General features: G+C 63.0%; 22 protein-coding genes and 1 tRNA gene. 5 read left to right on the plus strand and 18 right to left on the minus strand.

What is annotated here, in order from left to right:
• Positions 1-68 precede the first annotated feature (68 nt).
• A tRNA-Leu gene (locus NKJ88_RS11950) sits at positions 69-153 on the plus strand.
• A 101-nt stretch (positions 154-254) separates the two neighbouring features.
• Here the strand turns inward: NKJ88_RS11950 and NKJ88_RS11955 are convergent.
• The 3 genes from NKJ88_RS11955 to NKJ88_RS11965 all read right to left on the minus strand — a co-directional run bounded on the left by NKJ88_RS11955 (position 255) and on the right by NKJ88_RS11965 (position 3,469).
• Positions 255-1,703, minus strand: a complete 1,449-nt coding sequence (locus tag NKJ88_RS11955) for an aromatic amino acid lyase (protein ID WP_352444121.1) — start codon at positions 1,701-1,703, stop codon at positions 255-257.
• Between the two features lie 75 nt (positions 1,704-1,778).
• Positions 1,779-2,360, minus strand: a complete 582-nt coding sequence (locus NKJ88_RS11960) for a GDYXXLXY domain-containing protein (RefSeq protein WP_031198171.1) — start codon at positions 2,358-2,360, stop codon at positions 1,779-1,781.
• The gene (locus tag NKJ88_RS11965; RefSeq protein ID WP_352444122.1) at positions 2,357-3,469 is read right to left on the minus strand and encodes a DUF2157 domain-containing protein; all 1,113 of its coding nucleotides are present in this window, start codon (positions 3,467-3,469) and stop codon (positions 2,357-2,359) included. Before NKJ88_RS11965 ends, NKJ88_RS11960 begins: the two co-directional genes overlap by 4 nt.
• 235 nt (positions 3,470-3,704) lie before the next feature.
• On the opposite strand from NKJ88_RS11965, the gene NKJ88_RS11970 reads away from it, so the two are divergent.
• The 3 genes from NKJ88_RS11970 to trmFO all read left to right on the plus strand — a co-directional run bounded on the left by NKJ88_RS11970 (position 3,705) and on the right by trmFO (position 5,944).
• On the plus strand, positions 3,705-3,845 hold the full coding sequence (locus tag NKJ88_RS11970) for a DUF1127 domain-containing protein (protein ID WP_006335194.1): 141 nt from the start codon (positions 3,705-3,707) through the stop codon (positions 3,843-3,845).
• A gap of 51 nt (positions 3,846-3,896) precedes the next feature.
• Positions 3,897-4,040, plus strand: coding sequence for a DUF1127 domain-containing protein (locus tag NKJ88_RS11975; protein ID WP_023667673.1), 144 nt, complete (start codon positions 3,897-3,899; stop codon positions 4,038-4,040).
• A gap of 491 nt (positions 4,041-4,531) precedes the next feature.
• Positions 4,532-5,944, plus strand: a complete 1,413-nt coding sequence (gene trmFO / locus NKJ88_RS11980) for a methylenetetrahydrofolate--tRNA-(uracil(54)-C(5))-methyltransferase (FADH(2)-oxidizing) TrmFO (protein WP_352444123.1) — start codon at positions 4,532-4,534, stop codon at positions 5,942-5,944.
• A gap of 36 nt (positions 5,945-5,980) precedes the next feature.
• On the opposite strand, the gene NKJ88_RS11985 is transcribed toward trmFO, so the two are convergent.
• The 5 genes from NKJ88_RS11985 to yajC form a co-directional block, all read right to left on the minus strand.
• The gene (locus tag NKJ88_RS11985; RefSeq protein ID WP_023733694.1) at positions 5,981-6,799 is read right to left on the minus strand and encodes a phytoene/squalene synthase family protein; all 819 of its coding nucleotides are present in this window, start codon (positions 6,797-6,799) and stop codon (positions 5,981-5,983) included.
• Between the two features lie 25 nt (positions 6,800-6,824).
• A complete protein-coding gene (locus tag NKJ88_RS11990) occupies positions 6,825-7,214 on the minus strand; it encodes an Mth938-like domain-containing protein (protein WP_023688226.1) in 390 nt (129 codons plus the stop codon).
• A gap of 11 nt (positions 7,215-7,225) precedes the next feature.
• On the minus strand, positions 7,226-9,778 hold the full coding sequence (gene secDF, locus NKJ88_RS11995; protein WP_023667677.1) for a protein translocase subunit SecDF: 2,553 nt from the start codon (positions 9,776-9,778) through the stop codon (positions 7,226-7,228).
• 217 nt (positions 9,779-9,995) lie between these two features.
• Positions 9,996-10,991, minus strand: a complete 996-nt coding sequence (locus NKJ88_RS12000) for a SecDF P1 head subdomain-containing protein (protein ID WP_023688225.1) — start codon at positions 10,989-10,991, stop codon at positions 9,996-9,998.
• Positions 10,992-11,045: 54 nt separating this feature from the next.
• Positions 11,046-11,393, minus strand: a complete 348-nt coding sequence (yajC, locus tag NKJ88_RS12005) for a preprotein translocase subunit YajC (RefSeq protein WP_023667680.1) — start codon at positions 11,391-11,393, stop codon at positions 11,046-11,048.
• A gap of 271 nt (positions 11,394-11,664) precedes the next feature.
• On the opposite strand from yajC, the gene NKJ88_RS12010 reads away from it, so the two are divergent.
• Positions 11,665-12,540 carry an ATP-binding protein gene (locus tag NKJ88_RS12010; RefSeq protein ID WP_023706000.1) on the plus strand — a complete coding sequence of 292 codons (876 nt, stop codon included), beginning with the start codon at positions 11,665-11,667 and terminating at the stop codon, positions 12,538-12,540.
• 100 nt (positions 12,541-12,640) lie between these two features.
• Here NKJ88_RS12010 and NKJ88_RS12015 read toward each other — a convergent pair whose 3' ends face one another.
• The 10 genes from NKJ88_RS12015 to nagZ form a co-directional block, all read right to left on the minus strand.
• Positions 12,641-14,140: a peptidoglycan DD-metalloendopeptidase family protein gene (locus NKJ88_RS12015; RefSeq protein WP_023753361.1), complete on the minus strand. Its 1,500-nt coding sequence runs from the start codon at positions 14,138-14,140 to the stop codon at positions 12,641-12,643.
• Positions 14,141-14,464: 324 nt separating this feature from the next.
• Complete coding sequence (locus NKJ88_RS12020) at positions 14,465-15,118, minus strand: protein-L-isoaspartate(D-aspartate) O-methyltransferase (RefSeq protein ID WP_352444124.1); 654 nt, start codon at positions 15,116-15,118, stop codon at positions 14,465-14,467.
• Between the two features lie 26 nt (positions 15,119-15,144).
• A complete protein-coding gene (gene surE / locus NKJ88_RS12025) occupies positions 15,145-15,906 on the minus strand; it encodes a 5'/3'-nucleotidase SurE (RefSeq protein WP_023710683.1) in 762 nt (253 codons plus the stop codon).
• Positions 15,906-17,210, minus strand: a complete 1,305-nt coding sequence (gene serS, locus NKJ88_RS12030; protein WP_023706002.1) for a serine--tRNA ligase — start codon at positions 17,208-17,210, stop codon at positions 15,906-15,908. The genes surE and serS overlap by 1 nt, the downstream gene beginning before the upstream one ends.
• 109 nt (positions 17,211-17,319) lie before the next feature.
• Complete coding sequence (gene tatC, locus NKJ88_RS12035; protein WP_023688219.1) at positions 17,320-18,195, minus strand: twin-arginine translocase subunit TatC; 876 nt, start codon at positions 18,193-18,195, stop codon at positions 17,320-17,322.
• Positions 18,192-18,929 carry a Sec-independent protein translocase protein TatB gene (gene tatB, locus NKJ88_RS12040; protein WP_027050340.1) on the minus strand — a complete coding sequence of 246 codons (738 nt, stop codon included), beginning with the start codon at positions 18,927-18,929 and terminating at the stop codon, positions 18,192-18,194. The genes tatC and tatB overlap by 4 nt, the downstream gene beginning before the upstream one ends.
• Before the next feature lie 86 nt (positions 18,930-19,015).
• Positions 19,016-19,237: a twin-arginine translocase TatA/TatE family subunit gene (locus NKJ88_RS12045; RefSeq protein WP_023667688.1), complete on the minus strand. Its 222-nt coding sequence runs from the start codon at positions 19,235-19,237 to the stop codon at positions 19,016-19,018.
• A 180-nt stretch (positions 19,238-19,417) separates the two neighbouring features.
• The gene (gene scpB, locus NKJ88_RS12050) at positions 19,418-20,185 is read right to left on the minus strand and encodes an SMC-Scp complex subunit ScpB (RefSeq protein ID WP_023667689.1); all 768 of its coding nucleotides are present in this window, start codon (positions 20,183-20,185) and stop codon (positions 19,418-19,420) included.
• The gene (locus NKJ88_RS12055; protein ID WP_352444152.1) at positions 20,182-20,982 is read right to left on the minus strand and encodes a segregation and condensation protein A; all 801 of its coding nucleotides are present in this window, start codon (positions 20,980-20,982) and stop codon (positions 20,182-20,184) included. The genes scpB and NKJ88_RS12055 overlap by 4 nt, the downstream gene beginning before the upstream one ends.
• 174 nt (positions 20,983-21,156) lie before the next feature.
• Positions 21,157-22,176, minus strand: coding sequence for a beta-N-acetylhexosaminidase (gene nagZ, locus NKJ88_RS12060; RefSeq protein WP_023697621.1), 1,020 nt, complete (start codon positions 22,174-22,176; stop codon positions 21,157-21,159).
• Positions 22,177-22,205 lie beyond the last annotated feature (29 nt).

Consider the following 22,205-nt stretch of genomic DNA (forward strand, 5'->3'; position numbering starts at 1 on the left):
CGCCCCAACGGCAGACATTTTCGCCCCGACATTGACAGAATGATGGCTACATGGGATTGCCGACAAATGCGGATGTGGCGGAACTGGTAGACGCCCTGGATTTAGGTTCCAGTGCCGAAAGGCGTGGGGGTTCGAGTCCCTTCATCCGCACCACCCTTCGCTCTATCGAGCTTCGGGTGGCAGGCCACCCAGGAGCTTGATAAAGCGAAGGGTGTCCTCCGAAGCCGTGGCGTAGGAGGACTGGCGGCGACGGCCTACACTTCAAACACTTGACCGGTAAACCACTCCGCCAATTTCGCCAGCTCCGGCCCCAGCACCCGGTCGGCGTCGACCGGGGGCACGATCTTCCTGATATCCGCGACAAAATCCTGCAATGCCGGCGGCGCGGCGCGTTCAGTCACGTACAGGGCCTGCGAGGCGATCATGGCCAGCATCGCCATTGCCGCATCGAGGCAGCGGCCGGCCGTCGCTTCCTTGGTCCAGGCGAAGAATGCGGTGGTGGCGACGTCGTCCTGGCCGGCGCCGGCCGATTCGGTGCCCGGAATGAAGGTGCGCTGCGCCGCGAGCTTGGCCTGTTCGAGATAGCCGGTGATCGCCATCGGGACATAGCCGACATTGCCATGGCCATCGCTGTCGGCCCAATGCCGCCCGGTCATCAACAGATCGGGCAGCAGCGACACCTTGCCGTTCAGCAGCTTTGAGGCGTGGCGGTCGCAAAGCAGGCAGAGATCGGCCCAGATCGCCGCCAGATCGTCCAATGCCGGTGTCGCCATGGCATTGTGGTAGCCGCCGGTGGAGATGCAGCGTCCCAGCGGATGCGCATCGTCGGGCGGGATATAGACCGGATTGTCCGAGATCGAGGCCAGCGACACGGTCGCCGCCTGCTCGGCGCCCGCCAGCGCCCGATGCGCATGGCCGAGCACGCGCGGCACGATGCGGTAGCTGACCGGCGCCTGATAGTTGCGCCGGCCGTCGCCGGCGCCAACCAGGTATTGCCGCAACCCTTGCAAGGCGGCCGCTTCGTGCGCGTCGCCCCACAGCCCGTCGAGCGCGGCATCATAATGCTCGAGCGGCGCACGAAAGGCTTCGATCGACAGCGCAAACACCTTGTGCGCCATCGCGACGCGACGGCGTGCGGCAAGTGCTGCGTCCGCCACAAGGGCGGCAGCGCAGGGCGAGCCGTTGATCAGCGAGCCCCGCTCCTTCACTTCGAGCTCCAGGCCAGCGGTAAGCGCGGCAAACAGCGGATAGAGCGCCAGGATCTCGCCGGCGCCGCCCTGCCCCTGCGACGACACCACCGGCATCGGTCCACCGTCGAGCATCGCCGCAACGGCTAGCGCGATGCGCGGCGTGGTGGCGGCATTGCCTTCGATGAAATTGGTCAGCCGTGCCAGCACGATCGCCCTGACCACGCGCTCGGGCAACGGCTCCCCGAAGGATGTGGCGGCGGCAAAAGCCTTGATGCGCGCATGGCGGTCGCGCTCGTCAAGTTCGAGCTTGCGGCCTGCCAGCTCGCCCATGGCGGTGGTGACGCCGTAGATGACCGGCGGCGGATCGGACTCAATGAGTTTCAGGAACGAGGCGCGGCATTCGGCAATGCGTTGCAAGGCCTTGTCGCCGATTTCGACCGTGTCGTTTCTCCAGGCGACGCGCAAAACGGCATGGAGATTGATATCTTCGCGCGTCGTCACCGTAATCGGCATTGTCTTCGCCCGTCTGGTTTGCATGAGGGCGGAGCGATCGATCGTTGCCGAAATCCATGCCCTGGGTAATGTCTTCTAGTAGAGCGGTTCCTCAAACAATGTCTTGTCGCCGTCCATCAGCCCCTTGATCTGCGCCTCGCCACTGGCGGCGAGCGCGATGCGCACGCCGAATGGCCGCACCCGCATGTCGTTCTGGATCGCCATGCCCTGGCCCTCAGGTAGGTAGAAGCGGTCGATGCCGTATTGCGGTGCGATCGTGGATTCAGGATCAAGCGTCCAGCCCGGCGCGACCTGGCCGACAATATCGGCTTCGTCGGCGGTCGCTGGCGTCGGAGACTTGCCGAACCAGGCCGTGGTCGCATGCCAATAGCCGTCGGCACCCGGCTTCAGCCGGACCACGATCGGCGTGTTCTCGCTCACGAGCTGGCCGGCCGGGATGTTGGCGATCAGCTTCACCGGCAAGCGCGATATTTCATAGTCGAGGATAATATAGTCGCCGCGCAGCAGATCGCGCGGATCGACCGGCTCGACTTTCAGCAAGACCTCCTTGCCGTTGCGCAGGATCGCCGCGCGGCCGGCGATGATCCAGCTCAGGAAGCCGATCTGGACGAGCGCCAGGACCAGCGCCGAGATGACAAGTTTCTTTCCCGACATCATGCTGCCGCTCCTTCCGGGGCCTTCATGCGTTTTTCCACACGGATGATGACGAGAGCCAGGATGCCGAAAAGCACCGCGGCAGCCAGGAAGAAGCCGGCCGTGCCGAGCATCGTCTGCAAGGTCACGACGTAGATAATGGCGAGCTCGAAGGCAAAGCCGGCATAAGCAACCCAGCGCAGCCCCCTGCTCTCGCGCCCGCCCAGAACGATCGCCGCCGCAATCCCGGCCAGCGCGATAACCGAGGCGACGGCAAAGCCGTTGCTGAAGGCGTTATCATCGCCCAGTTCGATCTGGATCATCGCCAGCCCGGTGAGAAAGCCGGTCAAGGCGTGCAAAGGCAGCCGCCCGCCGAGCTGCAAGATCCAGTCGGCCGGCCCGGCGGCGAAGATGGAAACCGCAAACAGCAGCGCCGACACCGCGACCAGAGGAATAGCCAGGGCGAGCGTGTTCTGGTCCAGGCCGCGCACCGCGATATAGAAAATGACCGAAAGAATGATCAAGTGGCGTGCCGGCTGGCTACGCGTCCAGAATGAGACGACAAAAAGCACCGGCGCCATCACGACGAAGAAATCCGGAAATACGGGGCGGTCATAAAAGTCGAACGCGCGCACGAACAGCCAGGCAATGGATATGCCGACGGCAGCGACCGTCAGCGGGTTCGAGCGCAACGCCACCGCGGCAAGTGCCGTGCCGATGCCCCAGGTGACGATGGCCGAGGCCTCGTCGCCCGTGAGATGGTACATCTGGCCGATCAGCGCGATCGATCCGCCGAAGGCCGCGGCGGCCACGATCCACAGCGCCTCGCCGATCGCCGCATGGTCGCGCATCTTCAACACCGCGCCGCCGACATAGCCGGCGAGAATGACGGCAAACAGTGCCGCGACCCGCACCAGCCGCGGGATGGCGTCCCAGTTGGCGGCGACGAAGAGCAGGATCGCGGCGCCGAACAGCAGCGCCGCCATCATGGCCAATATAGTGCCGAAGCTCAGCGATTTGCGCTCGTTCGCGTCGATGTCGCACTTAAGCGCATCGGCCGTCTTCGCGTCGATCAGGCCGGCCTGCAGCCACCGCCCGATATCGGCCCTCGCCCGTGACGAATAACTCGCCATGTCGCTTCTCCCCCAGCTTGGTCTTTCTGACAGCCGATCCGCTCAAATCGTTGACGCAACGTCATTTTCCGATTCGGGTCTCTTCATGACGAAGCCGTGAACGCGCGTTAATGTTGCATTGCACAATTTGCATTGCTGCCATGCGCCAACAGCACTTTTAAATCGATATTACCCAGCCTATTTACTGTTCGTACACAAACGGAACGATCCGAAGAAAGACGAAACGAGCACTACCATGAACCTGATCCGCAACTACCGCAACTGGCGCCGCTACCGGGACACCGTCTCCGAGCTGAGCCGCCTTTCGAACCGTGAACTGACCGACCTCGGCATCAGCCGCAGCGACATCCACTACGTCGCCCGCAAGGCGGTCTAATCCTCTTCGGATCGCAAATGGTCCGAACCAGTTTTGAAAAAGAGAACGACAATGAACCTGATCCGCAACTATCGTAACTGGCGCGTTTACCGCGACACCGTTACCGAGCTGGGTCGCCTTTCGAACCGTCAGCTCCATGATCTCGGCATCGTCCGTGACGAGATCAAGATCATCGCCCGCAGGGCGACGATCTAGCCAGAATTTCGCCAGGGTCGACCTCCTCCCCGACCCTGACGGATACGGTCAGCCTTCACCTCCTCCCGAGGGTTGACCACCAAAACGGCGCCCGCCGCACCTCCTCCCGCGGCGGGCGCTGTTTCCAAACCGAACGCAGTTCGTCTCCAAAGTGAACGCAGTTCGCCTTCCAGGGATTTCGCCTCCCTCGATCCGGCGAAAAGAATTTCGTCAAAGCCGACCTCCTCCCCGGCGATGACGAATACGGCCGATCCCCACCTCCTCCCGAGGATCGGCCCCAAAAACGACACCCGCCGCACCTCCTCCCGCGGCGGGTGTTGTTGTTTTTGGGCAGGCTTTTCAATTGCGCATGCAGTCGATCGAGGCGCTTTACGCCGCCATCAGAGCGTCGCCGCGGACATAAGAAAGTCGAGCTCCGTCGTTGCACGACAATGACCCACGCTCGCACCGGCCAATTGCAAACGGCGCGCCAAGCGATTATTCCGGCGCTCATGAGCAAAAATCCTATCCACATCGTCGGCGGCGGCCTCGCCGGCTCCGAAGCCGCATGGCAGGCAGCACAAGCCGGTGTTCCCGTCATTTTGCATGAGATGCGCCCGGTGCGCGGCACCGATGCGCACAAGACCGATGGGCTTGCCGAACTTGTCTGTTCCAATTCCTTCCGCTCCGACGATGCCGAGAACAACGCCGTCGGCCTGCTGCATGCCGAAATGCGGCTGGCCGGCTCGCTGATCATGAGTGCCGGCGACGCCAACCAGGTGCCGGCCGGCGGCGCGCTGGCCGTCGATCGCGACGGCTTCTCCGACGCGGTGACGAAAAGGCTCGAAGCGCACCCGCTGATCACCATCGAGCGCGAGGAAGTGCCGGGCCTGCCGCCGGCGGAGTGGGACCAGGCGATCATCGCCACGGGACCGCTGACCGCGCCGTCGCTCGCCCAGTCGATTGCCGAGGCAACCGGCGCCGATGCGCTGGCCTTCTTCGACGCGATTGCCCCGATCATCCATTTCGACACGATCGACATGGACACCTGCTGGTTCCAGTCGCGCTATGACAAGGTTGGGCCCGGCGGCACCGGCAAGGACTACATCAATTGCCCGATGGACAAGGACCAGTATCTCGCCTTCGTACAGGCGCTGGTCGACGGCCAGAAGACCGAATTCAAGCAGTGGGAAGGCACGCCCTATTTCGACGGCTGCCTGCCGATCGAAATCATGGCCGAGCGCGGCGTTGAGACGCTGCGCTACGGGCCGATGAAGCCGATGGGGCTGACCAATGCCCACAATCCGACGGTAAAAGCCTATGCCGTGGTGCAGCTGCGCCAGGACAATGCGCTGGGCACGCTCTACAACATGGTCGGTTTCCAGACCAAGCTGAAGCATGCCGAGCAGGTGCGCGTCTTCCGCACCATTCCGGGCCTGGAAAACGCCGAGTTCGCCCGTCTCGGCGGCCTGCACCGCAACACCTACATCAATTCGCCGACCTTGCTCGACGCCTCGCTGCAGCTGAAGTCGCGGCCGGGCCTGCGCTTTGCCGGCCAGATCACCGGCTGCGAGGGCTATGTCGAGAGCGCGGCGATCGGCCTGCTCGCCGGCCGCTTCGCCGCCGCCGAGCGGCTCGGCCACGCGCCATCGCTGCCACCGCTCACCACCGCCTTCGGCGCCTTGCTCAACCACATCACCGGCGGCCACATCGTTTCCGACGACGAGCCGGGCAAACGCTCGTTCCAGCCGATGAACGTCAATTTCGGCCTGTTCCCGCCGGTGGAAGCACCGAAGACCGAAGGCAAACGCCTGCGCGGCAAGGACAAGACGGTGGCCAAGCGCCACGCGATCACCTCACGCGCGCGGGCAGATTGTCGGGAGTGGCTAGGGCTGCCGGCGCAAACATCGGAAGCTGCTGAATAGCCAAGTCTCAGAGTCCTAACGCGATTGACGTTTACGTCAACTCGCTGGCCAACCCCGCGTTGCGCGCCTGAGCAACAGCCAATGCCGGCGCAGAGCCGAAAGCCGGGCTGCGCCACCAAGCGGCGAGCGGCCATTGGCCATCTTGCCGAGATAGGCGCTGGTCAGCGCCAGCGGCAGGAACGCCGGACGCAGCGTTTCCGGAAGTGCGGACGCCCCTTGCTCGAAAGCGCGGAGATGCTCCTGCGCCAATGCAATCATCGCAGCCACCGCGCGCTGAGCGCCGGGGCCGTCGTCGCCGCCGACGAACTCTTCCGGCGATGAGCCTACCGCGGCAAGGATATCCGCCGGCACGAAGCATTGCCCGCGCCGGCGATGCAGCGGCAACAGCAGCAACAGGCCGGTCATCGCCTGGGCGCAGCCGGCCCTGCCCGCCAGTTCGGCAAAGGGCGGCGCCTGATTGGGATCGAGCACCATCGCCGCCAGCTGGATCAGCGCGGCCGCCGTCTCGCCGCAATATCCCTCGAGATCGGTGCGCGACGGCATCGGATCGTCATAGAGGTCGAAGATGCGGGCCTCGAGCATGTTGTCGAAGGCAGTTTTGGGCAGGCCATGGGCAGAAATCGTCGCCTTCAGCGCATCGGCGAGCGGGTTGCCTGTGGCTGCGGCTTCAGCAGCGATGACATCGCGCCACCATTGCAGCCTCACTTCGCCCGGCAATGCCTCGTGGATGCGGTCTCGGACAGACGCAATCTCGGCATTGAAGGCGTAAAGCGAAAACAGCGCCGCGCGCTTGTTGGCCGGTGCATAGAGTGCGCTGACATAGCGGTCATGGTCGCCGGCGCGCACCGTCTCCATGACGATGTCAGCTGTATCGGTCACGTCAGTCGACGGCGATCAGCGCCGCGGCCACGGCGCGGTCTTCGGCAAGCAGAACATTGTAGGTCCGCACCGCTGCCCCCGTCGACATCGGGTCGGAGCCAATGCCAGCCGCTTTCAGCGCCGCCCGAAGTGCTGTCGGCAAGGGCCGCAAATCCTTGCCTGTGCCGACCAGCAGGATCTCGACCTTGCCGGCCTCAGCCAGCAGCAGGTCGAAATCCGCCGCCGTCAGGGCCAGCGGATCGGCCGGCTCCCAGCCATGGATGCCGGAGGGCAGGCAAAGAAGCGAGCCGCGATGCGACATGTCGGCGAAGCGGAAGCCGCCATTGCCGTAGGCTTCGATCGGCGCCCGTCCGGGGAAATGCGCCTCGCGGATGACGATGCCTTTTGCCACCAGCGCAGCCGTCAGGTCGCCATGGCCTTGCCGCCACCAACCGGCTTCTCCTCATCGGCGCTCGCTCCCTGCGGCCTGAGCCTGAACAGGATCAGCAAGGGCGCTGCGATGAAGATCGACGAATAGGTGCCGAAGACGACGCCGAACAGCATCGCCATGGTGAACGAGCGGATCACCTCGCCGCCGAACAACACGAGCGCCAGCAGCGCCAGGATGGTCGTCACCGAAGTCAGCGTCGTTCTCGACAGCGTCTCGTTGATGGCGTTGTTCAACAATTGTGGGAGCGGCATTCGTTTGTATTTTCGCAAATCTTCTCGAACACGGTCATAGACGACGATCGTGTCGTTGAGCGAATAGCCGATAATGGTCAGGATCGCCGCCAGCGAAGACTGGTTGAACTCGAGCCCGGTGATGACGAAGAAGCCCAGCGTCATCACCACATCGTGCACCGTCGCCACGATTGCGCCGACCGCGAACTGCCATTCGAAGCGGAACCAGACATAGACCAGGATGCCGATCAGCGCGATGATCATCGCAATCGTGCCTTGCTTGGCCAGTTCGCCCGAAACGGTGGGACCCACCACCTCGACGCGGCGGAAATCGTAATTGTCCTGCAGCTCGCCGCGCACCTTGTCGATGACGGTCTGCTCGGCGTTCTCACCGCCATCCTGGGTGCCAACGCGGATCAGCACGTCATTCGGCGCGCCGAATTGCTGGACCTGCACTTCACCGATATTGAGCTCCGACAGCCGGCTTCTGATATCGCCAATATCGGCGTCGCCTTGCTTGGACTGCACCTCGATGATCGAGCCGCCCTTGAAGTCGATGCCGTAGTTGATGTCGATGGTCAGGAATCCGATAACCGACGCGATCGACAGCAGGCTGGACAGTGCGAACGTCCAGCGGCGGATGCCCATGAACGGGATTTTCGTGCCGGCCGGAACGAAGGTCACCGGCGCACGCGGCAATTCCTTCGGACGCGCACGGCGCAGCCAGATCGACACCAGCAGACGGGTGAAGGTGAAGGCGGTGAACACCGTGGTCAAAATGCCGATGGCATAGGTGATGGCGAAGCCCTTGACCGGTCCGGTGCCGAGATAGAACAGCACGACCGTGGCAATCAGCGACGTCACGTTGGAATCCACGATGGTCGCCAACGCCTTGGTGAAGCCTGTGTCGATCGACTGGATGACCGAACGGCCGGCCCGTCGCTCCTCTCGGATACGCTCATAGATCAGCACGTTGGAATCGACCGCCATGCCGATGGTCAGCACGATACCGGCAATGCCGGGCAAGGTCAGTGTCGCGCCAAGCAGCGACAAGACCCCGACGATCATCGCCACGTGCACGGCGAGCGCAATGTTGGCGAGGAAGCCGAGAAGTCCGTAGGCGACGAACATGAAGGCGACGACGAGAATGGAGCCGATGATGCCGGCGACCTTGCCGGCATGGATCGAATCCTGGCCGAGGCCCGGGCCGACGGTGCGTTCTTCGATCACGGTCAGCTTTGCCGGCAGCGCGCCGGCGCGCAGCAGCACGGCGAGGTCGTTGGCGCTTTCGGCGGTGAAATTGCCTGAGATCTGGCCGCTGCCGCCGAGGATCGGTTCGCGGATCACCGGCGCCGAAATCACCTGATTGTCGAGGATGATGGCGAACGGCTTGCCGACATTCTGCTGCGTCGCCTGGCCGAATCGTGTCGCACCGCGCGAGTTGAAGACGAACGAAACCACCGGCTCGTTGTTTCGGGAATCATAGGTTGCCGTCGCCTTGGCAAGATCTTCACCGGACACGATGACGCGATTTTCCACCAGATACGGAACCGGCGGATCGTCCTGCGAATAAAGCACCGAGGAGCCTGCCGGCGGGCGGCCGTTCAGCGCATCCTGCACCGACATCGAGGTATCGACCATCTGGAAGGTCATCTTGGCGGTCTGGCCGATGATCTCCTTCAGCCTTTGCGGATCCTGCAGGCCCGGCACCTGGACGAGTACACGGTCGTCGCCCTGCCGCTGCACGATCGGCTCGGTGGTGCCGAGTTCGTTGACGCGACGCTCGACGACTTCGATCGACTGCGCCAATGCGGCCGAGGTGCGGTATTTGATGCCGGCGTCGGTGACGGTGAATTTGAGCAGCCCGGCTTCGGAATCATCCAGGGACATCTCCTGGATGGAGCCACCGGTGAACAGGCCGGCGGCGACCGGATCGGTCAGCGGCTTAAGCGCCGCCTTGGCGGCATCGATCTGGGTTGGATCGGTGATGCGCACTTGTACGGTCCTGCCGGTGCCGCCAAGGCCGGTATAGCCCACCTTGGCATCGCGCAGCAGCGTGCGGATCTCGTCGCGCGTCGTTTCCAGCTGCGCCTTGACCAGGTCGTTCTGGTCCATCTGCAAGAGGATGTGCGAACCGCCCTGCAGATCGAGACCAAGCGTCATCTGCCGCTTCGGCACCCAGTTGGGCAATTGCGCCAATGTGCTGGCCGGGAAGAGATTTGGCGCGGCAAGGATGAATGTGACGGCCACGGCGATCCAGATCAGGATCATCTTCAGGCGCGAAAAATACAGCATATGGCGTTGTCCGTCAGGGCGTACTGGCGGATCGTTCCGCCGACAATTCGGTTATTTCTTGGCGTTCTTATTTGCCACCGGCTCGCCCTTAACCCGCACTTCGCCGATTGTCGAGCGCGCTGAGGTCAATTTGGCGCTGCCGCCGGCAGCGGTTTCGGCGTCAATCGCCTCTGTCGGTTCCATTCTAATTCTGATCACCGCCGGGCGCTATCGTGCGCTACTCGACTATTTTCAATTGTGCAGGCATCGGTCCGGAACGCAAAAGCAAGGCCAGATCATCGGCGTTCTCCTTTGTAAGGTTGCCCGATATCTGGCCGCGGCCGTTAAGAATTGGCTCGCGGACGACTGGCACCGAAAGCACTTGGTTGTCGAGGATCATCGCAAATAGCTTGCCGACATTCTGCGAGGTCGCCTGCGCAACGCGTGCCGTTGCCCTGGAATCGAAGGTGAACGAAACCGCCGGCTCATTTGTGACGGAGTTGGGAGTCGCCTGAGCATTGACAATGTCGTCACTGGAAACGATCGTTCGGCTCTCAACCAGATAGGGAACCGGTGGATCGTCCTTCGAATAAACCACCACCGAGCCAGCGGGCGTCCGGCCATTGATCGCATCAGCGACCGGCATCGACTCATCAACCCACTGAAAAGTCAGCATTCCGGTTCGGGTGAGAATTCTCCTCAGCCTTTGCAAATCCGCAACGCCCGAGGTCCGGACCAGCATACCGTCTTCGCCCTCTGGCCGCACTACTGGGTCGGCTACACCAAGATCACGCAGGCGATTCTTAATGACCACGATCGACTGCGCAAGCGCGATCGACATCCGATACTTGATACCTGTGTCTGTTACCGTGAACTTGAGCAACGCTGCTCCGGTATCATCCAGGATCACTTCCTGGACCGGACCAGCGCTGCCAAGGACAGGATCAGTCACCGCCTCCAATGCCATCTTGGCCGCGCCGACCTGAGCGGCGTCGGTGATATGCACCTGAACGGCCCGACCCGACTTAGCAAGACCAGTATAGCCGATCCTTGCATCGCGCAGCAGCGTCCTGATTTCGTCACGCGTCGCCTCCAACCGGCGATCGATCACATCGGTCGCGTCCAATCGAAGCAGCACGTCCGCGCCGGCAGCGTGAAGACTGGGCGCGTCGACGAGCATTGTGGCCATAGCAAGCCAGATCAGGATCATTTTCAGGCGCGAAAAATGGACCATACGCCGTCTTTTGTCAGAGCTCTGCCCGCGGATCGCTCCGCTTGGGAAACTGGCTTACTTCTTGGCGTTCTGGTTGGCCACCGGCTCGCCCTTGACCCGAACATCGGCGATCGTCGAGCGCAGCGCCGTCACCTTGGTGCCGCCGCCAAGGTCGATCTCAAGCTCATTGTCGTCGATCACCTTGGTCACCTTGCCGACGAAGCCGCCGCCGGTGATGACCGTGTCGCCACGGCGCACGGCCGAGATCATCTCCTGGCGCTTCTTCAACTGGGCGCGCTGCGGCCGGATGATGAGGAAATACATGATCACGAAGATCAGAACGAACGGGAGTATCATGCCGATATCCCCGAACGGACCAAGCGGAGTTCCGGTAGCTTGGGCGTATGCCGGTGTGACGAACATCAAGAACTCCTGGTTACGAAGAAGGCCGTAGGGCGGCCTCGCCAAATTTGGCCGGAATATAGTGGGTAAAGTTACCAATGCAACTGCGCGGCCGGGCTTTCAGCTGCTTTTCCGGCCGGTTGACCCGTGTTAGAGCATGCTCCCGGAATACGGGCGTGGTTTTCGCAAAAGATCATGCCCAAACAAAAGCTTGGAACCAGTTTCTATCTCGCCCGGATCAAGACGATTTCGGCCCCTACGCACGTTCGTGCGGAAACATAAAAGACGAGACATGACCGACAGCACCATCGAGGCCCTGAACCAAAAGCTCGACCGCCTGATCGAGGCGGTCACCCGCCTCGCCCCGCCGCCGGTGCCGCAAACCGATCTTGCGGTTGCCGATTGCTTCGTCTGGCAGGCCGACCCCGGCTATCTCGAGCCGGTGCGCAAGGTCAACCGCGTCGACATCGGCCTGATCCGCGGCGTCGACCGCGTGCGCGACATTCTGGTCGAAAACACGGAACGCTTCGCCGCCGGCCATGCCGCCAACAATGTGTTGTTGTGGGGTGCGCGCGGCATGGGCAAATCCTCGCTGGTCAAGGCCGTGCATGCGCAGATCAACGCCCAGGCCAAATCCGACCTGCCGCTCAAGCTGATCGAGATCCATCGCGAGGATATCGACACGCTGCCCAGGCTGATGGGCCTGCTGAAGGCGGCGCCGTTTCGCTTCATCCTGTTTTGCGACGACCTCTCCTTCGACCATGACGACACCTCCTACAAGTCGCTGAAGGCAGCCCTTGAAGGCGGCGTCGAGGGCCGCCCGGCCAATGTCATCTTCTACGCCACGTCGAACCGCCGGCACCTGTTGCCGCGCGACATGATCGACAATGAGCGCTCGACCGCCATCAACCCGTCCGAGGCGGTCGAGGAAAAGGTTTCGCTGTCCGACCGTTTCGGCCTGTGGCTCGGCTTCCACAAATGTTCGCAGGACGAATATCTCGACATGGTCAACAGCTATGCCAGCCATCACGGGCTCACTATCGACCCGGAGCAGCTGCGCGCCGACGCCCTGGAATGGGCAACGACGCGCGGCAGCCGCTCGGGCCGCGTCGCCTGGCAGTTCACCCAGGATCTGGCCGGCCGGCTCGGCAAGCCGCTGAACGACTGATTGATTTCCGTCAGGTCACTGAAAAAGCCCGCCCCTTGCGGAGCGGGCTGAGCCGGCGGGCCGGACTGGAGGTCAGACGGCCTGCAAAACGTTTATTGTTCTATTCGAGATAGCCAGAGGGGTCGACCGGGGCCGAGTTCTTGCGCACTTCGAAGTGCAGTTTCGGCGAGTCGGTGGTCCCGCTCATGCCCGACAGCGCGATTTCCTGGCCGCGCTTGACCTTTTGGCCGCGCTGCACCTCGATCGACCTGGCGTGACCATAGACGGTGACCAGCCCGTTTTCGTGGCGCACCAGAACCGTATTGCCGAATTCCTTGAGGCCGTCGCCGGCATAGATGACCACGCCGTTTTCGGCCGCCTTGACCGGCGTCCCCTCAGGCACGGCGATGTCGACACCATCCTTGCCGCCACCAAAATTGGAGATGACGCGGCCACGCACCGGCCAACGCATCTTGCCGATGCCGGTGGCATCGGGCGCAACAGCATCGTCGTCCTCGGCCTGCTGGATAACCTTGGCGTCCTTCTTCGGCGGCGTGTAGGTGGCGAGTGTCTCCGTCGGCTTTGCCGCCGGTTGGGTGGTCGCGGTCGTCACCGGATCAACTTTGGCCGGCTTGGCGCTGGCGACCGTTGCGGTGCCACCTGCCGGAACCTTCAGCGTCTGGCCGATCTTGAGCAGGCCGTCCTGCATGCCGTTCGCCTGCTTCAGCGCCACGACGCCAACGCCGGTCTTCCTGGCGATGGAGGACATGGTGTCGCCCGACTGGACCGTGTAGGTGCCCGCGCCGGCCTTTGGCGCGGCCGAGGCCGTCTGCGCCGGCTTGTCGGTCTTCGGCTTGTTCGCTGCCGAAGCGTCAACCTGCGCGGCGGACTTGCCGTCCTTGAGTTTCGGCTGCTGCGGCAGCACGGCGACCTTTTCCGGCGCTGGCGCCTTGGGGCTGTTTGCCGGCTTGCCGTCGGCAAGTTTCGGCTCTGCCCCCTTGCTTGAATAGGCATAGGCCGGGATGACCAGTTTCTGACCGGTCTTCAGCCCCTTGGTGGCGCTCAAGCCGTTGACCTTCATGATCACGTCGGCGGGCACATGATAGCGATGAGCGATGCCGGAAATGGTCTCGCCGTCGCTGACCACGATCTCGGTCGCATGCGGCGTACCAGCCGCAACTGGTTTCGGATCGGAGTCACCGGCATTCTTGAACGGCCTCGCCGGCTGGACGGTGCCGGTAGTCGTTCTGTCGACATGCGGTGCCGGTGCAAGCGCCGGCGCGGAAGCGGTACGCATCGGAGCAGCTTTGGGCGCGCTCGGCGGCGGCAGCTGCTGGACGGTGACCGGCTCCAGGCTGGAGCGGCTGACCGACTGGTTATGGCTGCCATCGACAGGTGCCGCAGCGATCGGCTCGGCCGCCACATCGCCCGGATAGGGCTGAGCGGTGCTCTGCTTGTCGATGATGGCGCGCTGATTGTTGGTCGAGGAGGTGAAGACGTCGTCGACACCGTTGAACCGCGAGACTTGGGAGCTACACCCCGCCGCCACTCCGGCTAGCATGAGGACAGCGCAGCCCCGCGACAGAGTACGCCCGTTTGCCTTCAAAACACTGAATTGCATCGCACTAACCCGCACAGACCCGGTACACACTGGTCATGATTAAAGCGCGTTAATGTTACTGGCGGGTTAACCCCATAGAATCAGACGCAAATTTTCTTAAAACATTTTCGAACGCGCCGAAGGTGCGTTGAGATTCAGGTCAGGCCGAGTCGAAAATGACAGGTTCTGAGAACCGGCCTACGCCGGCCGTAGCCTTCATAGAGCGGAGGCATTTATGACGGCTTCGACCGGCGAAGGCCGGAGCGGAGCGTACTCAAACATGTGAGCACCGGAAGCGCAGGAACCTGCCATTTGCAGGCCGGCCTCACCTGAATGTCAGCGCACCTAAATAACCGCCGCGACGCTGCGCAGGATCGGCTGCAGGCGCACGGTGCCGATATCCTCGCGCTCGAAGCGGCTGCCGACCTTGGTCAGCTTGGCCAGCACCTGCTCGCCCTCCTCCGGCCCGATCGGGGCAATGACGATGCCGCCGCTCGACAATTGGTCGAGCAGGAAGCGCGGCAGGCTGTCGAAAGCCGCCCAGGCTACGATGCGGTCGAACGGCGCTTCGTTGGCAAGCCCGCTGGAACCGTCGGCCTGGCGCACGATGACATTGCCGATGCCGAGCGCCTCGAAGCGTTGCCTGGCCTGCTCGGCCAGCGTTTTGTAGCGGTCGACGCTGACGATGCGCGCCGCGAGCCGCGACATCACCGCTGCCGTGTAGCCCGAGCCGGTGCCGATCTCCAGCACCCGGTTGCCGGGCTCTATTGCCAGGGCCGCAATCACCGCCGCCTGCAGATCGGCGCCCTCGATCGCCTCGCCGCATTCGATCGGCAGCATGCCGTCCGACCAGGCGATGGAATGGAACTGGCCGTTGAGGAAGCCGCGCCGCGGCGTCGCCTCGAAGGCTGCGATCAGCGCCTTCGGCACCGCGCCTTGGCCGCGCAGGCGCAGCAGGAAAGCGGCAAAACCCTCGCGATCGTCGAGCGGCAAGTTCATGCCAGAACCTTCTTCATGCGAACACCTTATTCAGACAGCGCCTTGGTCAGTTGGTCACGGATTTCATGCGCGGTGAGGTCAAGCTGCAGCGGCGTCACAGACACGAGCCGGTTGCGCAGAGCATGGAGATCGGTGCCCTGCTTGCCCTCGACCGGCTCGCGGCCGAAGCGCAGCCAGTAATAAGGCAGGCCGCGCCCGTCGCGGCGCTCGTCGACCCAAAGGCTGTGCACCAGCTTGCCCTGCGACGTCACGACGGTGCCGGCAACCTCGTCAGGGAGGCAGTTGGGAAAGTTGACGTTGAGCAGCACGCCGTCCGGCAGCGGCATGGCGACGAGCTTTTTCAGCAACGCCGGCGCCAGCGCCTCGGTGGTCTCATAGGGAACGACGCGGTCCTCGCCGACATAGGAATAACCCTGGCTGAGTGCGATCGAGCGGATGCCGAGCAGCGCGCCTTCCATGGCGCCGGCGACGGTGCCGGAATAGGTGACGTCGTCAGCGATGTTGGCGCCGGAATTGACACCGGACAGGATCAGGTCCGGCGCGCCAGGCAGGATCTTCTTGACGCCCATGATGACGCAGTCGGTCGGCGTGCCGCGCACGGCGTAGTGTTTCTCGCCGATCTTGCGCAGCCGGAGCGGCTCCGAGATCGACAGCGAGTGCGCGTAGCCGGACTGGTCCTGCTCCGGCGCCACGACCCAGACATCGTCCGACAGCGTGCGGGCGATGCGTTCGAGCGACGCCAGGCCCTCGGCATGAATGCCGTCATCATTGGTCAGAAGGATGCGCATTACTTCGATTCGATCTTCGCCAGACCGCCCATATAAGGCCGCAGCACTTCAGGAATGGTTACGCTGCCATCCTCATTCTGGTAGTTTTCGATGACGGCAATCAGCGCACGGCCGACAGCGGTGCCCGAACCGTTCAGCGTGTGCACAAAGCGGTTGCCGTTGCCGTCCCTGTCCTTGTAGCGGGCATCCATGCGCCTGGCCTGGAAGTCGCCGCACACTGAACAGGACGAGATCTCGCGATAGGCGTTCTGTCCAGGCAGCCAGACCTCGATGTCGTAGGTCTTGCGCGCGCCAAACCCCATGTCGCCCGTGCACAGGACCATGGTGCGGAACGGCAGCTCCAGTCGCTTCAGCACCTCTTCGGCGCACTGCGTCATCCGCTCGTGCTCGGCGAGCGAAGACTCCTGGTCGGTGACCGAGACCAGCTCGACCTTGTAGAACTGGTGCTGGCGCAACATGCCGCGCGTGTCGCGGCCGGCGGAGCCCGCTTCCGAGCGGAAGCACGGCGTCAGCGCCGTATAGCGCAGCGGCAGCTTTTCATGGGCCGTGATTTCTTCGCGCACCAGGTTGGTGAGCGGGACCTCGGCGGTTGGAATCAACCCGAGCCGGCCATCGCCATGCTGCACGAAGAACAGGTCGTCCTCGAATTTCGGCAGCTGGTTGGTCCCGAAAAGCACTTCGTCGCGCACCATCAGTGGCGGGATGACTTCTTCATAGCCATGCTCGGTCGTGTGCAGATCGAGCATGAACTGGCCGATGGCGCGCTCCATCCGCGCCAGCCCGCTCTTCAGCACGGTGAAGCGTGATCCCGACAGCTTTGCCGCCCGCTCGAAATCCATCATGCCGAGCGCTTCGCCGATCTCGAAATGCTCCTTCACCCAGTTCGGCCGGGTCGGCACCTCGCCGACGATATGCTTGACGACATTGTCGTGCTCGTCCTTGCCGACCGGCACGTCGTCGAGCGGCACATTCGGCAGCACCGCCAGCGCATCGTTCAGCGTCTTGTCGAGCTCGCGCTCGCGCGCCTCGCCATTCTGGATGAAGGTCTTGATATCGCCGACTTCGGCCTTGAGCTTTTCGGCAAGTGCCGTGTCGCCCGAACGCATGGCGTTGCCGATCTCCTTCGAGGCGGCGTTGCGGCGTTCCTGCTTGGTCTGCAGCTCGGTGACGTGCTCGCGCCGCGCTTCGTCCTTCTTGATCAGCTCATCGACCGTGGACTGCGCCTCGTCAGCCGACCACGAGCGCTTGGCCAGCGCTTCGACAAGGGCCTTCGGGTTGTCGCGAATCCATTTGATATCAAGCATGGTTGGTCGTCCTCGAGCTAAGGCCTGAGGGCGTAAACCGCATCCTTCATCGATGCAAGATGGCGGCTGTCGCGTTTTTCCGCTAACGCGGATACCCGAACGCGACGGCCTATGAAGGAGCCTGCTTTGAGGACGCGTCCGCCGCCTTTTCGGCCACGGCTTCGGCGGCTTCCTGCTTCTCGCGCGCCAGCTTCTGCTTGACCTGGTCGCGCTCGATCAGCCGGGCCGCCCAGATCGACACCTCGTAGAGCAGGATGGTCGGGATGGCCAAACCGATCTGGCTCATCGGATCAGGCGGCGTCAGGACCGCCGCGACGACGAAGGCGATGACGATCGCCCATTTGCGCTTCTCGGCCAGCGCCTTCGACGACAGCATGCCGACGCGCGTCATCAGGCTGGTCACCACCGGCAGCTGGAACACCAGGCCGAAGGAGAAGATCAGCGTCATGATCAGGCTGAGATATTCCGACACTTTCGGCAGCAGCGAAATCTGCACCTGGTCGTCGGTGCCGGCCTGCTGCATGGCGAGGAAGAACCACATCACCATCGGCGTGAAGAAGAAATAGACCAGCGACGCGCCCATCAGGAACAGGATCGGCGATGCGATCAGGAACGGCAGGAAGGCGTTGCGCTCGTTCTTGTAGAGGCCAGGCGCAATGAATTTGTAGATCTGCGTGGCGATCAGCGGAAAGGCGATGACCATGCCGCCGAACATGGCGAGCTTGACCTGGGTGAAGAAGAATTCCTGCGGCGCCGTATAGATCAGCTCGACCTTGTGCGGATCGAGCCCGGCCCATTGCGTGGCCCATTTGAACGGAACGACCAAAAGATTGAACAGCTTCTTGGCAAAGAAGAAGCAGACGAGGAAGGCGACGAAGAAACCGCCGATCGACCAGATCAGCCGCCGGCGCAGTTCGATCAGATGCTCCATCAGCGGAGCCGACGACTTCTCGATCTCGTCCTTTTCGCTGTCCGTAATGCTCACTTGGCGGCCCCCGCCGTCTTCTTGGACGCGGGCTTCGTGGCCGGCGCAGGCTTCGGCTCAGCCTTTGCGACTGCCTTCGGTGCAGCAGCGGGCTTGGTGGCGGCTTTTCCGGGTGCAGCCTTGGCGGGCGCCGCTGACGGCTTGGCAACCTTCGCCGCAGGCGCCGGCTTTGCCGGTGCTGCCTTGGCTGCCGCTGTTTTGGTTGCCGGGGCCTTTGATATCGCAGCCCCCTTGGCGCGCGCGTTTCGTGGCGCTGCCGTTGCTGCAGCCGGTGTCACCACCGCCTCGTCGGTCATCGCCGGAAGGATCGGCGCCGCCGGCGCTGTTTCCGGTCCGTTGACACCCGGCATCACCGTTGCGCCGTTCTTGAGCGGCTCGGCCGCCTGTGGTGTTTCTGCCGCCGGCGTTGAGGGGTCGACGGCGGGCTTCGGCTTCATAACCGCATCGACGCCGGAGCGAACCTCGGCTGCCGCCTGTTCGAACGGATTGAGCTGCTTGCGGATTTCGGCCGCCGGATTGAGGCCGCGCAGCGTATCGACAGACTTCTTGACGTCGTCGAGCTCGGCTTCCTTCAACGCCTCGTTGAACTGCTTCTGGAAGTCGGAGGCCATGGCACGCAGTTTCGCCGTCGTGCGGCCGAAGGTGCGCAGCATATTGGGCAAATCCTTGGGTCCGACGACCACGATCATGACGATCGCGATCACCAGCATTTCGGTCCAGCCGACTTCAAACATGGCAATCAGTTCCGACTAGTGCTTGTCGCCCAAAAGTGCGAAGCGGTTTTGGGACAACGACTTGCACAAAAGCAACAACCTTCGGCTCAGCTCTTGCTGGCCTTTTCCTTCACTGCCGAAACGGTCTCGTCGGGGCGGTGCTCGACGGTGCGCTTGTCATCGGCGGTGTCGTCGTCGGCCATGCCCTTCTTGAAACTCTTGATGCCCTTGGCCATGTCGCCCATCAGCTCGGGAATCTTGCCGCGGCCGAACACCAGCAGCACGATCACCAGCACGATCATCCAGTGCCAAATCGAAAATGAACCCATTGTAACTCTCTCTCGAATGTTTTCCCTGGCGATGATCTATGCGTTTTCGCGTTGGGATTCAAACACAACAGCGACAAAGTTTATGAAGGCGCGGCTTATGTCACGCATTTTCGGCAAAGCCGCCCGCTACCAATCGGCGCATCTACCGCAGCAATGCAGCTTTTTGACAGCGGCTTGCGGTCAATCTTCCGTGACGCGCGGCGTCAGCAGGCCGAGTTCCTCGAGATCGATGTCGGTCAACGCATCCTCGTCTTCGGTCAGCGCGTCCGGATCGGCCGGCGGCAACGGGATGGCGAAATTCGACGGCATGCGGCCGGAGAGCAGCCCTGCCCCCTTCAGTTCGTCCATGCCGGGAAGATCGCGGATCTCCTCCAGTGCGAAATGGTCGAGGAAAGTGTCTGTCGTGCCGTAGGTGACGGGACGGCCGGGCGTGCGGCGGCGGCCGCGCATGCGCACCCATTCCGTTTCGAGCAGCGTATCCAGCGTGCCCTTCGAGGTCTCGACGCCTCTGATGTCCTCGATCTCGGCGCGCGTCACCGGCTGGTGGTAGGCGATGATCGCCAGCACTTCGAGCGCCGCGCGCGACAGCTTGCGCTGCTGCACCGTGTCGCGGCTCATCAGGAAGGCGAGATCGCCGGCGGTACGGAAAGCCCAGGCATCGCCGACCCGGACCAGATTGACGCCGCGCCGCGCATAGATCTGCTGCAGCTCAGCCATGGCAGCGGCAATGCTGATGCCGTCGGGCAATCTGGCTGCGAGCTGCTTTTCGCTGACCGGCTCGGCGCTGGCGAACACGATCGCCTCGGCCATGCGTATGGCTTCGGCCATGTGCAGCCGTTCGCCAGGATTCAGAAGCAGGGTATCAGTCGGGTCCTGGGCGATAATGCCCTCCTCGGTCTCTTCTTCAACCTTGAACGGAATGACCGAAGCGTTGGCGCGTTCGCTCATGATGCCACCTCGACTGCCTTGATTGGCTGCGCGCGGCCGCGCAGATAGAGCGGCGCGAACACCTGGTCCTGCCGCATCTCGATGCTGCCTTCCCGCACCAGTTCCAGCGACGCCGCGAACGAGCTGGCGATCGCGGTACGCCGTTCGTCCGGGCTGGTCAGGTAATTGATCAGATAGCTGTTCAGCGCCGTCCAGTCGCGCAGCGAGCCGATCAGCCGGGTCAGGATATCGCGCGCATCCTTGAGCGACCACACGCCACGCCGGGCAATTGTCACATTGGTGATCGCCTGCTTCTGGCGCTGCTGCGCATAGGCGGTGAGCAAATCGTAGAGCGAGGCCGAATAGGCGTTACGCTTCTCGACGATGACCATTTCAGGCATGCCGCGTGCAAACACGTCGCGGCCGAGCCGGTTGCGGTTGACCAGCCTTGCCGAGGCGTCGCGCATGGCCTCCAGACGCTTCAGCCGGAACTGCAGCACCGCGGCCAGTTCCTCGCCGCTTTCGCCTTCCTCGCCGGGCTGCTTGGGGATGAGGAGCTTCGACTTGAGGAAGGCCAGCCACGCCGCCATCACCAGGTAGTCGGCGGCAAGCTCAAGCCTTAGCGCCCTCGCCGTCTCGACGAAGGTCAGATATTGCTCGACCAGCGCCAAGATGGAAATCCGCGACAGATCGACCTTTTGGTTGCGGGCGAGATGCAGCAAGAGGTCGAGCGGACCTTCGAACCCGGCGACGTCGACGACAAGCGACGGGTCGCCGGTGACCCGTGAATCGTCGTTCTCGGCCCACAGACGGTCCATCGGTGCGGCCTTCGCAGCCTTGCTGTCCAATGTCTCCGCCACTTGTTCCTTTACCTCTGGTTAGAGCATGATGCCGAAAAGTGTGAAGCGGTTTTCGGACGACATCATGCTCTCTCTATCTAATTTAGAGACGGATTCAGATTTCAGGTCGAACAGACCTGAAATCATCCGTCTCTAGGCCACCGCATCGAAATAGGTGGCAAACTCGGCGCGTATCTCGGTTTCGTCGGCCCGGTCGCGATCCCTTATATAGGTCAGCGCCCGCTTGGCGCGCTCCAGCGATGTCCCTTCAAGTCCCGTGGTTCGCGATGCGATGCCCGCCATCTCCTCGAAAACGCCATTGCAGTGAAGGACCAGATCGCAGCCCGCCGCAAGGATCGAGGCCGCCTTTGTCGGGAAATCCCCAGAAAGCGCCTTCATCGAGGTGTCGTCGCTCATCAACAGCCCGTCGAAGCCGATCTCGCGGCGGATGATCTCGTCGATGACCTTGCCTGAGGTGGTCGCTGGGTTGTTCGGATCGATGGCGCTGTAGACGACATGCGCCGTCATCGCCATCGGCAGATGGCTAAGCTCGCGGAAAGGGGCGAAATCATGCCGCTGCAGGTCGCTCAGCGAGGCGTCGACCACAGGCAGCTCGAAATGCGTGTCGGCGAAGGCGCGTCCATGGCCCGGAATATGCTTCATGACCGGCAACACGCCGCCGGACATCAGCCCTTCCGCGGCGGCGCGGCCAAGTTCGATGACCGGGCGCGGCTCCTTGCCATAGGCGCGCGCGCCGATGACGTCGCTGGCGCCCTCGATCGGCACGTCCAGCACCGGCAGGCAATCGGCCGAGATACCGAAGCGCAACAGGTCGAAGGCGTGCAGCCGCGCCATCAGCCAGGCAGCGCGGGTGCCGGCATCATGGTCCTTGCGCCACAATGCACCGAGCGCGCCGCCGGCGGGATAGTTCGGCGCCAGCGGCGGCCGCAGGCGCTGCACCCGGCCACCTTCCTGATCGATGAACACCGGCGCATCGGGGCGCCCGATACAGTCGCGCATTTCGGCGACCAGATCGCGGATCTGCTCCGTTTCGCCGATATTGCGCGCAAACAGGATGAAGCCCCACGGGCATTCATTGCGATAGAAACGGATTTCTTCGCGGGTCAGCGATTTCCCGGCACAGCCGAGGATCATGGATTTTGATTCGGTCATTCCACCAGTTTAGGGCTTCGCGCCGCCAA

Source organism: Mesorhizobium sp. M0016 (assembly GCF_040324035.1).
In the GTDB taxonomy this organism is placed as follows: Bacteria; Pseudomonadota; Alphaproteobacteria; order Rhizobiales; family Rhizobiaceae; genus Mesorhizobium.